Origin of the sequence: Halomonas sp. EF61 (assembly GCF_040147045.1) — a bacterium.
Lineage (GTDB): Bacteria > Pseudomonadota > Gammaproteobacteria > Pseudomonadales > Halomonadaceae > Halomonas > Halomonas litopenaei.
In genome coordinates this window covers 339,381-355,845 of sequence record NZ_JAMSHM010000002.1, presented here as the reverse complement: position 1 = coordinate 355,845, position 16,465 = coordinate 339,381, and the positions used below count along the sequence as shown (strand labels likewise).

General features: G+C 65.9%; 7 protein-coding genes and 1 riboswitch (1 of these 8 running past the window's edge). Of the genes, 5 read left to right on the top strand and 2 right to left on the bottom strand.

The genetic code is table 11. The features are described 5' to 3' along the window. Nucleotides 1–49: 49 nt before the first annotated feature. Nucleotides 50–1,495, bottom strand: coding sequence for a sodium:solute symporter family protein (locus NFI08_RS10520; protein WP_108449909.1), 1,446 nt, complete (start codon nt 1,493–1,495; stop codon nt 50–52). Nucleotides 1,496–1,575: 80 nt separating this feature from the next. Then, nucleotides 1,576–1,678, bottom strand: a riboswitch (TPP riboswitch). A 59-nt stretch (nt 1,679–1,737) separates the two neighbouring features. Then, nucleotides 1,738–2,526, bottom strand: coding sequence for a hypothetical protein (locus NFI08_RS10515; protein ID WP_349589213.1), 789 nt, complete (start codon nt 2,524–2,526; stop codon nt 1,738–1,740). A gap of 171 nt (nt 2,527–2,697) precedes the next feature. On the opposite strand from NFI08_RS10515, the gene NFI08_RS10510 reads away from it, so the two are divergent. From NFI08_RS10510 to NFI08_RS10490, 5 genes are all read left to right on the top strand, one after another. Then, the gene (locus NFI08_RS10510; RefSeq protein ID WP_349589211.1) at nt 2,698–4,377 is read left to right on the top strand and encodes a sensor domain-containing diguanylate cyclase; all 1,680 of its coding nucleotides are present in this window, start codon (nt 2,698–2,700) and stop codon (nt 4,375–4,377) included. A 476-nt stretch (nt 4,378–4,853) separates the two neighbouring features. Next, nucleotides 4,854–6,221 (top strand): TolC family outer membrane protein, encoded by a 1,368-nt coding sequence (locus NFI08_RS10505; RefSeq protein WP_349589209.1) that lies wholly within the window; start codon nt 4,854–4,856, stop codon nt 6,219–6,221. Then, a complete protein-coding gene (locus NFI08_RS10500; RefSeq protein WP_349589207.1) occupies nt 6,205–7,062 on the top strand; it encodes a hypothetical protein in 858 nt (285 codons plus the stop codon). Before NFI08_RS10505 ends, NFI08_RS10500 begins: the two co-directional genes overlap by 17 nt. A gap of 44 nt (nt 7,063–7,106) precedes the next feature. Further along, the gene (locus tag NFI08_RS10495; RefSeq protein ID WP_045994636.1) at nt 7,107–7,910 is read left to right on the top strand and encodes a SapC family protein; all 804 of its coding nucleotides are present in this window, start codon (nt 7,107–7,109) and stop codon (nt 7,908–7,910) included. Between the two features lie 71 nt (nt 7,911–7,981). Beyond that, nucleotides 7,982–16,465: the 5' end (the start) of an LEPR-XLL domain-containing protein gene (locus NFI08_RS10490; protein ID WP_349589204.1), read on the top strand. 21,753 nt of this gene lie beyond the right edge of the window; only the first 8,484 of its 30,237 coding nucleotides appear in the window; its start codon is at nt 7,982–7,984; the stop codon falls past the right edge of the window.

Genomic DNA, 16,465 nt, shown 5'->3' with positions numbered 1-16,465 from the left:
CGTCCCGCTGTTTTTTATCCCACCTTGCCAGGCTGTCAGCGTGGCGGTGTCAGCTCTGGAAACGCCGCACCAGACTGCCCATGCGGGTGAAGTCATAGTCCTGGCGGGATGGCAGCAGCTTCATCAGCACCAGCGAGACCAGCACCGGCACGAAGGCCGCCAGCAGGAAGGATTCCAGCAGGGTGGCGGTACCGCCGCTGGGAGACGGGAACATCGCCAGGCCGGCGACCAGGCCCGCAGCGGTGCTGAGGACCGCGTTGCGCCCGTCGTAGCGGCGATTGAATAGACCGAAGAACACCGGGAAGGCCGCCGCCGAGCACAGCAGGTCCGCCAGCAGGAACAGATAGAGCACGCTGTAGCCCTGGGCTGCCACCCAGGTCACCGGCACCGCTGCGGCGACGATCAGCCAGCGTGCCAGGCGCATCAGGGTGGCTTCGCTGGCCTGGGGCAGCAGCCGATGCATGTCGACGGCGATGATGCTGGAGGTGGCGTTGACGGTGGTATCGGCGCTGCTCATCACCAGGGCCAGACCCAGCGGAATCAAGGCCAGGGCGAACCACAGAGGCACCTCGGACAGCAGCACGCTGAACAGCGCCACCGAACCGTCTCCCTCGAGCCCGAGGCCGACGAAGGCCAGGCCGAACAGGCCCATCAGCACGATCACCGGAAAGTTGAACAGCCCTGCGATCCAGAAGCCCCGCCGCAGCACCTTGCTGTCCCGGGCGGCGTAGATGCGTTGCCAGGTACCCTGGTAGAACAGGCCGGTCAGCATCACTGCGATAAAGAACGTCAGACCGGCACGCAGGCCACCGGCATCGGTGACATCCAGCAACTGGGGCGCACGTTCCTGCAGGCCCTCGAGCGTCGGCGCGACGCCGCCGGCGGCCTGCCAGCCGAACACCAGCAGCAGCGCCAGCAACGGCAGGATCACCAGCATCTGTACCTTGTCGGTGAAGATGGTGGTGCGCAGGCCGCCATAGAAGGTGTAGAGCAGGGTCGCGATCATCACTACGCAGGCGGTCAGCCACAGCGGGATCGGCGCCAGCAGGGTGACCATATGGGCGATTGCGGTGAGGCCTGCCGCCAGCGAGATGAACAGATAGAACAGCATGATCGTCAGGGTGAAGGCGTACATGGTGCGCCCGTAGCGATGGATCACGAACTCGGTGAGGCCGTGGCCTTCGGGGATCAGCTCACGCATGCGTCGTCCCAGCGGGATCATCACCAGGCGCGGGACCATGGAACCCAGCGCATAGCCCAGTACCGCGCCGATGCCGCCCCAGGTGGCCGCCTGGGCGGGGCCGAACAGGATCCAGGTGCCCAGGGTGGTGGCCACCAGGGTCAACACCGTGGCGCGGGTGTTCTGGCTGTTGCGAGCCGAGATGTAGTCATCCAGGCCGCCCTGACGACGTCGGGCATAGATCAGGCCGGGGATGGCAAAGATGGCGGCGCACAGCAGAAGCCACAGCGCCGTCCAGGTGGGATCGAGCATCATCGAAAGAAGACCTCTTTCTTGTCGTTGTCCGCAGGGACCGGTGGACAGGCGGGACGAGCGGCGGACAGGAAGAAAGAGGAGATAACGCAACCATCCTTCCCTTCGCCGGCATGACCCGGATCAGGTTCAAAGGGTTACCGCGTGATGCGGAATCTCAGCCGTCAGGCTCCCCCAGGAATGCGCACAGCGTAGGACCGCCTCCGATGGCTGTCAATTGGCGCTTTGGCCGCAGCGACGGGGCGTCAGACGGTGGGCGAGGTGCGCAGGCTGTGCCAGCCATCGTAAAGCCAGTTCGCCGCCCGGCGTGGATCGATGTCAGCCATCGCCAGATAGCCATGACAGCAGGCCTCGCTGCTCGCTCGCGCAATGGTCGAGGCGTCGGTGGCGTCCATCACCAGGGTGCGTCGGTGCCCGCCGCCGCCGCGCAGGAAGGGAGCTGCGGGCGCGCGCTGGAACTCGACGCCTGCCGGCAGGGGCGCTGTCGAGTGATGCGTGTCGGGGTAGTCCGGGGCGCACAGGATGACTTCGAAGCCGAGCCGTTGTCCCTGGCGCGCCAGGTCGGCATTGACCGGGGAGTGGCCGGTCAGCACCAGACGCAAGGCCGGCTGGATCAGCACCTCGACGACGTCGTCGCCGATCTGGACCAGCGGACTGGTTGGCGTGGGTCGCTGCAGGTTCATGGACGTACTGCCCAGGCTGACGCGGCGAATCAGCGATGGCTGGCCGGCGAGCGTTGCATGGATGACCTCCAGGTGCACCAGGGTCTCGCTGCTCGGTGACAGGCGCTCGACCAGGCAGGGGGTGCCATCGTTGGCGTTGTTGTCGATATTGACCAGGCAGGCGCCGCCGTCCCGGGCCTGGGTCAGCAAGATGGGCTGTCCGGCGTACCTGGGGCCATCGGCATCGCTGGTGACGCTCAGGTGGGGGAAGGCGGGAGCAGGGGTGTCCAGGCGCGTGCACAGCCAGCTGGTATCCCCGCGATTGGCCAGCGTCAGGGCGTGTTCGATGGCGACAAGGTCCTGGTGGTTCATGGGCAGCTCCCGCGGCGGTGTCGGCGACGCCAGCATAACGTGGAAGCGGGCAAGCGAAATAATCCGGCATCTATAAGCATCTTTTCATAGGCTAGAGAAGACGGTATGCGAGCCGCCAGGGTATTGACCTGCTGCCGGTCCAGGGCAGGGCTTACGCAAGGAGATGTCCTCATGGAGCGTTTTGCCTGGGTGGAAGAGGCATTGGTGTCGTCCGGAACGGTGCTGGTACGCCTGACGCCGGAGTTGCAGGTGCACGACGTGGTCGGTGATGCCGTGCGCGTGCTGGGCGAGCCTGGAGACGTCTGGATCGGGCGGGGGCTGGCAGAACTGCCTGGCGAGGCTGCGGCGGTAGCTGAAGCCTGGGTCTCCCGGGGTGCCGCTCACGCTGCCAAGCCTTCGATGCCGCTGGAACTGGGCGATGGTAGCTGCTGTCGCCTGGCCGATGGTGGGCTGGTGCTGCGACTGTCGGCTCGGCAGAAGGCAAGCCGCGGTGTCATCGCGCGGATGGCCGACCACCTGCCGGTGATGGTGGCCTACGTCGACCGCGACTTCTGCTTCCGTTTCAACAATCGTGCCTACCTCGACTTCATCGGCCTGCCTGCCGAGGCGCTGATGGGGCAGCCGGTGTCTTCGGTGCTCGATGCAGACTCCTACGCCAAGATCCGGCCACGTTTCGATCTGGCGCTGGCGGGGCAGGAGGTCAGCTACGAGGATTCCCTGGTGCTCCAGGATGGTCGCCAGATCTACTTCAAGGTCCACTATCTGCCGGACCTGGTGGAAGATGAGGTGATGGGCTTCTACGCCATCATCCAGGACGTCTCCGAGTATCGCTCGATGATCAAGTTGTTACGGGATGTCCATACCGGGGTAAATCGCACCGATATCGGTGTATCAGAGATCGTCGACATGCTGCTGCGTGACGCCTTGAGCTACCTGAGGCTGGATATCGCGCTGGTCAGTCAGGTCGAGGGGGAGCGTTACACGGTGCGCTGGGCGGCCTCGGATACTGCGCCAGTAGGGGCCGGCGACAGCTTTGCACTGGGTGACACCTACTGTCGGCTGACCCTCGACGCCGATGACGTCTTCCATGCCCACCGCGCCGGTCAGGACGAGCGAGTCAAGGGCCACCCCTGCTACGAGAACTTTCAGCTGGAGACCTATATCGGTGCACCGCTGCGGATCCAGGGCAAGGTCTGGGGGACGCTGAACTTCTCCAGTCCGTCGGCGCGGCGGCACGCCTTCAGCGAGGTCGACATCGAGTTGGTCCGACTACTGGTCGGGGCCGTCGAACGTGTCATTTCCAACGAGATGGAGGTCGAGCGTATTCGCCTCGAACGTGATCAGCTGGAAGACCAGGCGATGACCGATGCCTTGACCGGACTCCCCAATCGAAGCCAGCTGGATCGCCACGTCACCCGCCTGATCGAGGAATGCGACAGTGGCGGGATGGTGTTCTCGCTGGCCGCGGTCGATATCGACTTCTTCAAGCAGGTCAATGATGGTTTCGGTCACGCGGCCGGTGACCAGGTGCTCACCTGGCTGGCGCAAACAGTAGCCAACTGCCTGCGTGATGGCGATCTGGTGGCGCGCACCGGCGGCGAAGAATTCGTGGTGGTCATGCGGCGCACCGCCTTGCCCGAGGCGATCAAGGCGGCCGAGCGGGTGCGTCGCGCGGTGGAAGGGGGGGAAATCACCCTGTCGGATGGACAGACGATTCGCATCACCATCAGCATAGGCGTCAGCCAGTATCGCAAGGGGGAGGGGTTTGCACCGCTGTTCGAGCGCGCCGACCGGCGCCTGTACAGCGCCAAGCGTAGTGGTCGCAACCGCATTGCCAGCCTGGATGAATAGCGCCCAGGTGTCGCCAGGTGCGGCGTTGTCATCGCTGACGTAGGACTTTGCTCGTTCTTTCGGTCTAGTCTTAAAGGATCAGTGTGGGTGGTTGGGTAATCTCAGGTGGCTGGGCTGAGGTGGCAGCGGCTGCCAGGCCTTGAAGCAACCTGCTTGGCGCATGACTGCCGCCGCTCCCGTGTACCTGAAGATGGTCTCTTGTCCCGCGTAATTTCGGAACTTTCCAGGTTTCAATGTGTTACCCGATTCCCTTCGGTGGCGGAATGCGATAGCGAGTATGAACTTTCTCATCTTTTGCGATGTGGTTTCCTACTGCGTCGATACTGCGTTGATCATGTTGCCTGCAAAAGAGTAGATAGGAGCTGTGTTCCTACAAAAGATGTGGGTAATATCGTACATCCGTTGTTAATAAAATATTACAAAGCAGTTGCGCAATGCCGGTGTTTGTCCCACCGGTGCGCAGGGGAAAAATCATCATGCATCTCAACAAGCTTGCGTTCGGCCTGGCGTTGGGCGGGTGGGCGTGCCTGCTTGCTCCGTCCGTGCTGGCAGAAAGTCTGCTGGAACTTCACGAGCTCGCGGTGGACAGCGATCCTCAGTTTCAGGCCGACTTTCATGGTAAGCAGGCCACCGATGAGCGTTACTATCAGGCGCGCTCAGCGCTGCTGCCGCAGATCAATGTCAATGTCGAGCGCAGCGAGATCTCCCAGGACATCGTCAGTACCGACAACGAGGTCTACGGCAGCGGCAGCACGTCCTACCCGACCACCGTCTACGGTGTCTCGCTCGAGCAGTCGATCTATGACTATTCGCGCTGGGCGGCCTTTGGCCAGGCCAAGCTGGAGATCCAGCAGGCCGCGTCCGAGCTCGAGGTCTCGCGCCAGGATCTCTACCTGCGGGTGGCCGAACGCTACTTTGCGGTACTCGCCCTGTCGGAAAACCTGAGTTTCCTGCAGGCCGAAAAGAAGCAGGTCCAGACCAATCTCGAGCAGGTCAGGGCGCGTTTCGAGGACGGTTTGATTCGCGAGATCGATCTGCTCGACGCCCAGGCGCGCTTTCTGCAGGTCGAGGCGCGCGAGCTGGACGTGGCCAACCGTCTGCGCGATGCCCTCAATGCCCTGGCCGAGGTCAGCGGCGTGCGTCCGGTGGAGCTTAGCCTGGTCGATGAGGACCTGACCCTGGCAAGCCCGGAACCGTCGTCAGTCGAGGCCTGGATCGAGCTGGCGATGCAGCGTAATCCTCGTCTATCAGCCGCACGGCTGGCGGTGAAAGTGGCCAATCAGCAGGTCAAGGTGAGTCGTGGTGGTCACTATCCGACCCTCGATCTGAGTCTCGACTACGACAACGACGAGACCGAGGGCTCATTGTTCGGCGGCGGCAGCGAGGTCGAGACCCAGACCATTCGGGTCGGCCTCGATGTGCCGGTCTACAGCGGTGGGCGAGTGTCGTCGGAGGTGCGCGAAGGAACCCGTCTGATCGAGGCAGGGCAGGCTCGACTCGAACAGGTGCGGCGCGAACTCGACCGCGAGATACGTGCGGCCTTCGAGGGTATCGTCACCGCCATGTCCCGGGTCAGGGCGCTCAGCGAGTCCTTGACCGCCAACCAGCGCATCGTCGAATACCGCCAGGTGGCCTATGAATCCGGTGTCATGCCGGTGCTCGAACTGCTCGACGCCGAGCGCGATCTGTTCTTCGCCCGCAGCGAACTTGCCAGTGCGCGCTACGACTACCTGATCAGCGTGCTGCGGCTGAAGCATGCCGCCGGCGTCATCAATGGCGAAGACCTGGCGGAGATCGACGCCCATATGAATGACCGGATGGACCTCCTTGCCTTCCAGCACTGAACCCCGGCCCTTCGCCGAGCGTCTGGCGTTGATCGAGTCCTGGCTCGATAGCCTCGCGCGTCCCTACAGTGCCGAGCGCTCGGTCAAGTGCTCTCCCGCCCGATGGGCGCATCAGCGCAGGCTCTACAGTGTGCCGCTTGAGGGCGTTGACGCCGACGATCTTGCGGTGCGCCTCGAGGGGTTGCTGGAGTCGCTGGCGCTGGCGCCTGGCGACCGGAGGGCCTTCGTCGCCGGACTGTCGACGCAGACGATGGCGCACTATCTGCATCTCGGGCTGGAGGCCGCGACCACCAAGGTGTACTGGGAAGCGCCGCTGCCGGACAAGGCCCTGCCGGGGCGTCGCTTCCCGCTGTACCAGGCGTGGAAGTGGCGCCCTGGCGTCGACGCCAGTGTCTCCGACTATGTCCTGCTCGAGAGCGCCGAGGCGGTGCGCCATGCATTGGCGAGCACGCTTGCGGCGATGCCCCCGCTCGTCGGTGACGTGATCGAACAGCTCGAGGTCAGCCACGCGCTGGCACGAAAGCCCTGGCCACCGTTGACCGTGAGGATCGAGGAACGGCGCCAGGGTCGCGATACCGGTCGTGATTCCCTCAATCTGCATCTACATCCGGCCGAGATACGTCTGGGCGAACTGGCGGGCCTTTTGTTGTCGCTGGCTCGCGAGTGGCGCTGTACGTCGCGCGCACAGGCGATCGAGTGGATCGCCGCCCACGGCGATAAGCCGCTGAGCAACCTTTCTCTGGGGTTCGATGCGAAAGGCGAACCCTTCGTGACCTTCTACCACGGGGTGACACTGGTCTCCCCGACTTCCACCGGCGCGCTGGCCGCGCAACGACGCTGACGTCCAGGCCCAGGGACGACACTCAAGTACAAGAGGACTCTTTCATGGCGACTCAACTTCTGATCTATCGCAACGTTCAGCCGATCACCCGCGACAAGCATGGCGAGCTGTCGCTCAAGGTCGGCAAGGACTTCGGCTTTGCCAGCGGGGTGAACTCGGTGCCGTTGATGGCGGCCGAATTTCCGACCGCCGCCACCGACCTGCCGATCGTCTTCACCAAGGCCGACGACGGGGTGCTGCCGGTCGCCGTGCTGGGACTCGAGCAGGACCAGAATCTGCTGGTGGACCGTGAAGGCCAGTGGCGCGGTGAGTACGTACCGGCCTTCTTCCGCCGCTATCCCTTCGTGTTTGCCTCCGCCGACAACGACAAGACTTTCACCCTGTGCATCGATGATGACTACGAAGGGCTCAACCGTGACGGTCGCGGCGAGCGCTTCTTCGACGCCGACGGTGAGCAGACCCAGTACCTGGGCAAGGTGCTGGACTTCCTGCAGGACTATCAGGCGCACTTCCAGCGCACCCGCGCCTTCTGCGCCCGCCTGGTCGAGCTCGACCTGCTCGAGTCGGTCGAGGCCCAGATTCGCTTGCCGGAAGGTGGTCAGCGCACCCTGACCGGCTTCCAGGCGGTCAACCGTCAGAAGCTCAAGGCGCTGCCCGAGGACAGCCTCAAGGCGCTGCTGGACAGTGACGAACTGGAGCTGCTCTACGTCCACCTGCAGTCGCTGCGCAATCTCAATCGACTGAGCCGTCAGGCGCAGGGTGGTTCGCGGCTGGGTGCTCTGGCCAAGGGCGACCCCGCCGAGGAGGCGGTCGCGTCCGACGCCGAACAGGACACTCCCGTTCACTGATCGACCGAGATCAGGGGGCGTATCGTCGCCGCGATGCGCCTCTTGACGTTTTTCGCCACCGGAGTCCCCCCATGAGTCGCCACCAGCGCAAGCCTCTGTCCGAATTGATCGCTCGTCTTCTCCGCCAGCCCAGGCGTGCTCGTCGTGCCCAGGCAGAGCCGTCCCGGTTCGTGTTCGAGGGACTCGAGCCACGCATGCTGATGTCGGCGGACCCGCTGACTGCCAGCGTGGCCGGTGGCGCCGAGATGACGTTGCGGGTGGTCGAGGAGAACCAGCAGCAGGTGCTGCAGGTGGTCGAACTCGACGAGCAAGGCGTCAGTCAGGTGGTGGCCTCACGCGGTCTCGATGAGGCCAAGGCCAGTGGCGGCGTGGTCATCCAGGGCAGCGACGCCCAGGACATCCTGCGCGTGGACCAGAGCCTGCTGGGCCAGGCGGATGGTCTGCTGGTGAGCTTCCAGGGCGGCGACGGCGACGACGTCCTGGCACTCGAGCATAGCCAGGGGCTGACCATCACCTTCGCGGGGGGCGAGGGCGATGATCGCATCGAGGGCATCCAGGGCAACACCGAGTGGCAGGTGAGCGCCGATGGGGCGGGCAGCGTGGACTGGTCGAGCACCACCACAGCGGCGCGCAACGATAGCTGGCTCAGCTTCACGGGCATCGAGACGGTGAACGCCGCCTCCTATCGCCAGGGCGACGACGGCGTGCTGTCAGCCACGGACGATGCCGCTCGGCACCGGCTCTCGAGCAGCCAGGACGGGGCGCGTTGGTCGCTTTACGACGAGGGCAGTCTGGGGCTTGGCAATATCGCGTTCAACGGCATCGACCGACTCGATGGTCGGGCCGGCCAGATCCTCGACTTCAGCGACTTCTCCACCTCGGTAGAGGTCGATCTGGGGACCGGCAAGGCCACCGGCTTCGTCGGTATCGACGGCTTCAATCACATCATTGGGACCGGCGGCGACGACCGCCTGATCGGTGATGTCACCTCGCAGATCGACACTATCCTCGACGGGGGTAATGGCAACAACCTGATCGTCGGGGGCGGCGGCGACGATACTCTGAAGGCCGGCGCCGGTCGCAGTACCCTGGTGTCGGTGAGCGGCAGCGATCGCTTCGAACAGAGCGAGCTGGGCAGTGAGTTCACCCCCGAGGAGGCCGAGCTGACCTATGTGGTGCAGCGCGCATCCGGGGACATCAACCTGACCAGCGCTGGCGCCACCGCGACGGTCACCACCGGCGACGGCAGCCTGAGCTTCCAGCGCCAGCCGGTGGAACTGGTGCTGTCCGCCGCGGGGACCGGCCAGACGCTGAACGCCAGCGGCTACTCGCTTTCTGGCGTGACCTTCCAGAGCCTGGATGGCGCCAGCAATAGCCAACTTGTCGGCGGCGCGCAGGATGACCGATTCGTGCTCAGCGCCGGGGGCGGCAGTGTCCAGGCCGGTGGCGGCAACGACCGCATCGAGGCCAGCGCCGACGCCGACATGACCCTGACCGATACCGCGCTGAGCGTGACCGGCTGGACCAACTGGGTATTGGGCGACGTCGAACTCGCCACCCTGGTGGGCGGTGCTTCTGCCAATATGCTGGACGCCTCTGCGTTCAGCGGTTCGGTTCAGCTGGAAGGCGTCGCCGGTGACAACACCCTCAAGGCCGGCGCCGGCGACGCGGTACTCCTGGGCGGCAGTGGCAACGACACCCTGGTCGGGGGTGTCGGCGACGACGTGCTGTTCGGCAATCGCGGCAGCAACAGCCTCGATGGTGGCAGCGGCAGCGACTCGGTGCTGGGCAGTACTTCCCACAGCTTGCGTCTGTTCGGCGGCAGCGGCAGCGCCACCCTGGTGCGCGGTGACGTCGCCGAGGAGCGCGAGCTGGTGTGGTCGCGCAGCGCCGGCGAGACGGTGGTCTTTCACTTCGCCGGCGAGCAGACAGACGCGTTGGCCTGGGACGCCGACGCCCTGGCGGTACAGCAGGCGCTCGAGGCGCTGTCTGCGGTGGGCGAAGGCAACCTGCAGGTGGCCCGCGAGCTGTTCGAGTCTGCTGGTGAGCAGCAGGTACGCTGGCGCATCAGCTTTATCGGCGACTTCATGGCCGTGGCCGACGATGGTGCCTTCGCCAAGGCGCTGGTCGGCAGTGGTCTGGCGCTGGGAGCTTCCGGGGCCAGCGCCACGGTGACCTCGACCCAGGTGCGCGCTCGGGAAGCGGGGCGTGACAGCCTGGCCGGCATCGAGCACGGCATGCTGCGTGCCGAGTTTGGCGACACCGTGCTCGACGCCAGCGGCTTTGCCGGCAGTGTCTATCTCCAGGGGGGCAGCGGCAACGACCTGATGATCGGTGGCGAGGCCACGACCCAGTTCGTGGCGGTAGCCGGGGATAACGTCATTCGTGCCGGGGCTGGGCAGAACGAGATCCGCGGCGGCGTCGGCCAGGATCGTCTGGAAATCGTCCTGGCCGATGGCCAGAACGCCGTCAATGTGAGTGGGGACAGCTTCAGCATCGATGGCGGGACCGCGTCGAGCTATCGCGATATCGAGGCGCTGACGCTGGTCGGCAACGCCGGCGCCAACACCCTCGATGCCAGCGGCTGGCACGGGGTCGGCGAACAGACCCGGGTCACTGCGCTGATGGCCGCTGGCGGCGCCTCCAACGCCGAGATCGAGACCTTCCTCTCGGCGCTGGGCGATGCGATTCCCGGTGCAGAAGACTTTGCCAGCCAGGCGGAGTACGAGTCCTACCTGGCGCGTTACGTCACCGGTAGCGAACTCGAGAACTCCGGCGCGCACCTGAGCTTCACCCTGCAGAATGGCGTGACGCGGGCGCTCAATGTGGCCGACGCCCGCACCCTCGGCGACCTGCTGGTGCTGCTCGGCAGTGTCGAGGGCCTGACCGCGAGCTTCGATGGTGCCAGCGGGCGTCTTGTGGTCACCGACACCACCACGGGAAGCGCGAGCTTCGCCGTCAGCGCCGACGCCACCGCGAAGATCCTGACCGATGCACTCGGCATGGGCGTCAGTGGCGACAAATGGCAGAGCACCGCCTTGAGCGGGGCCGGCGTGGTGCTGGACGCCAGTGCCGGCGGCAGCGATGCCCTGATCGGTAGCCGTGGCGATGACCGTATCGTCGTCGTGTCCGGCGCCGCCAGTGTCGACGGCGGCGCCGGCACCGACAGCCTGCTGGCGGCGGCGGGCGACTCCATGACGCTGACCGATGGCGGGTTGGTCGTTGGTTCGGCCACAACCACGCTGTCCGGGATCGAGGCGGCGCGCCTGAGCCTGACCGGAGGCGCCGACAAGACCCTGACGGCCACTGCCTTTACCGGCGCTTTGGCCATCGATATCGCCGAGGCGGCGACCGGAACAACCATCGTGAACGCCAAGCCTGGCGATCAGGTCGAGGTGGAACTGGCGGCGGGGAGCCTCGCCCGGCTCGACGACGTGACCGTCAGTGAGGGCGCCAGCCTGGTGGGCTACTGGGATGGCGACGCCTCCCTGTCCAACGTGACCAGAACGTTCTCCAGCAGTGTCGAGTTACGTGCCGACGGTGCCTTGACCCTGGACAACGTCGATCTGAGCATGAGTGATCCGACGCTGGGACACGATCTGTCGATCCTGGCGCGTGAGCTGACGATCGGTGGCGATAGTGTGATCGATGCCGGTAGCGGCGAGTTGCACCTTGGCGCGCAGTTGTTTCAACCCCTGCTGGCGCCTGCCAATGGCCTGGTCGACGTGGGCCTGTTCGACCTGTCGGTGGATATCGACAAGGCCACGCTCAAGGGCGGGGACGTAACCATCGATGCGCGTCTGGTGGATCCCGATCGCGACTGGTTCAACCTGCGCACCGGCGTGGCCTTCCTCGACCAGGGCATCGATACGGCGCTGGACTTCCTTCAGGGACTGTCGCTGTTTGGCAGTGTCTCGGTGATGGTGGCCGAGGTCGCCATCGATATCGGCTCCGACGCGGTCATCACCGCCACCAGCGGGGACATCACCGTCGCCTCCGAGCTCGACATCAGTACCGAGGTGGGCGCCAGCAAGGCCTGGGGCCTGGGTGTGTCGGTCAGCACCCTGATCACCCGCTCAAGTGTGCACGTCCACGGTACCCTGAGCGCCGCCAATGACATCAACCTGAGCAGCAGTGTCAGCACCGCCCAGAGCGTCTCTGCTGAACCGGATGGCCTCAAGGGCGTGGCCGGCGCGGTGGCGGTCAGCGTGCTGGTCAGCGATTCCCGGGTGATGGTGTGGGAAGACGCCAGCCTGAGTGCAGGCAATGATCTGGTGGTTGCGGCGACCAGCGTGGAGGAAAACGAGACCTCCGCCAGTTCCGCCCCTGACAAGGGCAAGGTCGGCATCGCCCTGGCGATCAACGTCGAGACCAGCAACACCGAGGCGCAACTGGCCGGTGACGTCAGTGTGGGCGGCGATCTGACACTGAGCGCCGAGACCTCCCAGGGCGAAGACCACGGCGGTACCAGCGCCAGCGCCGGTACCGCCCCCGGTGGTGGCCCCGATAGCCTTGTCGACGGGGCCACGGCCAGCGCCGAGGACCTGTCGCCGACATCGGTGATCGGCAACTTTCAGGAGGCGCTCAGCGGCGTCATCGGTGACAAGATCAAGGAAGGCATCGCCGACCGCGGGCCTGCCTCCATCGGCGAGCACTTCAAGGAATCCCAGGGCCAGCAGAAGAACGCCCTGGACGTGGCCGCCGCCCTGGCGGTCTCGGTGGACATCAATCGTGCCGAGGCCCGCCTTGGCACCAGCGTGACGCGACTGGGCGCCATCGCCTCCCAGCGCAGCGACATCGAGGTGGCCGGCGCGGTCAGTGTCAGCGCCACCAGCGCCCACCGCCCGGCGGTCAGTGCAGAGGGCTCCGCTACCGGCGTCGACCCCAACAAGAAGGAAAAGGAAGAGAGCTTCACCGACAAGGTGCTGGGCAACACCCTGATCGGCAAGCTGCGAGACGCCGCGGCGGAGTCCGAGGTCCAGGGCACCGACAGCGCCAAGGATCAGAAGGAAGACAGCCAGGTAGCCGATGTCGGTGTCGCCGGCGGCTTCGTCTTTGCGCTGCAGAACAACCATGCCGATGCGGTGGTCGAGGGCCTGGTGGACCTGGACGCCGGCGATGCCATCAGCGTCACCGCCGAGAGCCTCAACAGCGTCGATATGGATAGCCTGTGGGGGCGTCACCTGTATGTGGCGGGCAAGGCCCTGGGTGAACTCGATGGCACCTACGACCATGCAAGCGCGGAAGGTACGGCAGACCTGGCCAACGGCGACAAGGTGCTGGTGGCCGATGACCACCAGCGCGGGGGCGAGGCCGGCCTGATCTATCAGTTCGAGGGGGCCGACGTCAGCGGTGTGGATCTCGCCAGTGAAGACTTCAGCGACGACAGCCGCTGGACTGCCCTGAGCTCGCCGTTGCAGACCCGTATCGAGGAATTCGTCGAGGCGCTCAACGCCTTCACTACCGGCAATCTGGGGATCAGCGGCAGCTTCGACAGCTGGACCGTGGCCACCGCCGAGGGGGGCAAGCTGGCCATCGCCGGTGCCGCCAATGTCTTCCTGGTCAATCAGGACAGCGAGGCCCGCATCCGCGAGGGTGCCCGGATCAATCTGGGGGGCGCCACCGATGTGGCCAGCGTCACACCCAGCGACGAGCAGCAGGTCGAGGTCATCGCTCGCAGCGACAACCACCTGCTGTCGCTGGTCGGCAATCTCAGCTTGCCGACCTTTGCCGGCGCCGACGAGGCCAGCGCCGAGGCCTGGCGTGACGCCTTCAAGAGCGATATCGATACCATCAAGTCCGGGTTCGCCGGCATCCAGTCCGACGGCAGCGCCATCGGTGCTTCCATCGGCGTGCATCTGCTCGGCGCGGATACCCGTGCGGTCATCGAGACAGGTGTGGCGCTGGTCGCCAGCAGTCTGGACGTGCGCGCCGACAGCGACACCCTGCTGATCGGGGCGGCGGTGTCCGGTGGCAAGGCCGACAAGGTCGCCTTCAACGCCACCTCAGTGGCCAATATCGTCGACAACACCACCCTGGCGCAGATTCAGGACGGGGTATCGCTGAACATTGGTGCCGTCTCGGTGGACGGGGCCAGTGGGCCGGCGCTCAGGGTCGGCGCCAACGACGACACCTACGCCTTTGGTATCGGCGGCAGCGTCGCCTCCGGCAAAAGCGCTGGCGTCGGTGTGTCGGCGGTGGTCTCGGTGATGGAGCGCGACACCCGAGCGGTGATCGGTGGTGTGACCACGCCAGCCAGCGCCAGCGGCAACATCACCGTAGGAGGTGATCTGCTGGTCGAGGCCAATAACGGCGGGGTGGTAGCCAACCTCGCCCTGGCCGGAGCCAAGGCGGGCAGCAGCGGTACCAGCGGGCTGGATTCGGCCGGTGACGCCAGCGGCTCGGGCGCTGGTGGTGGTTCGGCTGGGGGCAGCGCCACCAAGGACGACCCCAACAAGTGGCCCAACAACCAGAGCAACTATGACAGCGTGCTCAAGGAGTTGAGTGGCAAGCTCGGCGGTGCCGCCAAGGCGTCTTCCGGCGGCAGCGGCGGCACGTCTTCCACCTCGTCCGGCGGTGACCAGAAGGGTAGCTTCGGCCTCGGTGTCTCGGGTTCGGTGGTGGTGAATATCGCCGACTATCGTACCGAAGCCCTGATCCAGGGGATCGAGACGCTGAAGATCACCGGCAAGACGTCGGTGGCCGCCAAGGACAGCAGCCATCTTGGCATGCTGGCCGGTGGCGCGGCGCTGTCGCTGGGCAGCAGTGGCACCCAGGTGGCGGTGGCCGGGGCCGCCGCCCTGGCCTTCGACAGCGGCATCACCCGGGCGCGGATCGATCGCGTCACCTCCTTTGATACGGGCGGTCTGGCACTCAGCGCGGCGCGTGAGGGCTGGACGGTGGTCGCTGCCGCCGGTGTCGCCGTCGCTTCGGGCGCCAAGGGCTTTGGTGTGGCCGGGGCGGCCAGTGTGCTGACCTCCGCTCGCACCGTCGATGCGGGGCTGTTGAACATCCAGTCCGGTGATCTCGGGGACGTCAGCGTGGTGGCGCGTGACGCCGCCAACGCGGTACTGATCGCCGGTGCGGTGGCCGGCGCCGGCAAGGCCGGTGTCGGCGGGGCGGCGGCCTTCGCCGATATCAGCCACGACGTCGACGCCCACGTCGAAGCGCTGGGCAGTGCCAGCGAGTCGCTGGTGATCGGCAGACTCTCGGTTCAGGCGCTCAGCGATTCCCTGATCATTAGCCTGGCCGGTTCGGCCGGCATCGGTACCGGACCCAAGGGGGTCGGCCTTGCGGGGACCGCCGCGGTCAACCTGATCGACAATGCCACCCAGGCGCGTGTGGTCGACAGTTTCTTGGCCAAGGGCACCGATACCCTTGCACCGACGCCGAACGTGTCGGTCAACGCCGAGGACAACAGCAGCGTCTGGACCCTGGCCGGCGCCGTCGGTGTCGGTGGCACCGCCGGCTTTGGTGCCGGGGTGTCGGTCAACAGTCTGTCCAATGAAACGCTGGCCCTGATCAGTGGCGGTCCCATCGCCAACGCCGGCGCGGTGTCGGTGGTAGCGGCCAACACCGGCCTGGTGCGATCGCTGACCCTGGGGGTCGGCGCCAGCACCAAGTTCGCTGGTTCCGGCAGCGTCTCGGTCAACCAGATCGCCAATACCCTGCGCAGCTCAATCAGCAACGCCAACGTCTCGACGGTCGGCCAGGTGCTGGTGGCCACCCGCGATCGCGCCGAGCTGGTGGCGATCAGCGGCGCAGGAGCCGGTGCAGGCAAGGTGGCCCTGGCCGGCAGTGTCTCGGTCAACCTGATCGACAACGACAGCCAGGCGCTGATCCAGAACGCTACCGTCTCGGCCGGCGGTGATGTGGTGGTGGACGCCGAGGCCAGCAGCCTGGTGGTCTCGGTCGCTCTTGGCGGTGCCGGGGCCGGCAAGGTGGGCCTCGCCGGTGCCGTCAGCGTCAATCTGATCAAGGGCAAGGTGGAGGCCCTGATCGACGGCGGTCGGGTCGAAAGTGGTAGCGGTGATATTCGTGTCCAGGCCACCGACAGTGCCCAGGTGGTAGTCGTGGCCATCGGCGCCGCGGGCGCCGGCACCGTGGCCGGCGGGGTCAGCAGCGGCACCGTTCAGGTCGACAACGCCATTGTGGCCCGGGTGACGGGGGCCACCTTGATCGCCGGTGGTGACGTAGCCGTCTGGGCGGGCCTGGCCGAGCGCAGCGGTCGCGCCGCGCTGGAATTGTCGGCACTGGGACTTGAGGTGGACCCGGCGACCCAGGGCACCGAGACCAATCCGAGCACGGGATCATCGGATATTGCCGCCCGGGACATGTCCAACATGGACTGGACCGCCGGGGTGATCAACCTGACCATTGCCGGTGCGGGCGCCGGCAGCGTGGCCGGCTCCGCTGCGGTGGGGCTCAACTGGCTGCGCTCCAGCGTGCTGGCCGAAGTCTCGGGCGGCGCCAGTATCACCGCCGCCGATAGTGTCAGCGTGCTGGCCCAGGACAAGAAGGGCCTGGTCAACTTCTCCTTCGGCGCCGCTGGTGCC

Excerpts from the sequence above, each read along its gene's own strand:
- NFI08_RS10520 (WP_108449909.1), bottom strand. The coding sequence starts at position 1,495 with ATGATGCTCGATCCCACCTGGACGGCGCTGTGGCTTCTGCTGTGCGCC.
- NFI08_RS10515 (WP_349589213.1), bottom strand. The coding sequence starts at position 2,526 with ATGAACCACCAGGACCTTGTCGCCATCGAACACGCCCTGACGCTGGCC.
- NFI08_RS10510 (WP_349589211.1), top strand. The coding sequence starts at position 2,698 with ATGGAGCGTTTTGCCTGGGTGGAAGAGGCATTGGTGTCGTCCGGAACG.
- NFI08_RS10505 (WP_349589209.1), top strand. The coding sequence starts at position 4,854 with ATGCATCTCAACAAGCTTGCGTTCGGCCTGGCGTTGGGCGGGTGGGCG.
- NFI08_RS10495 (WP_045994636.1), top strand. The coding sequence starts at position 7,107 with ATGGCGACTCAACTTCTGATCTATCGCAACGTTCAGCCGATCACCCGC.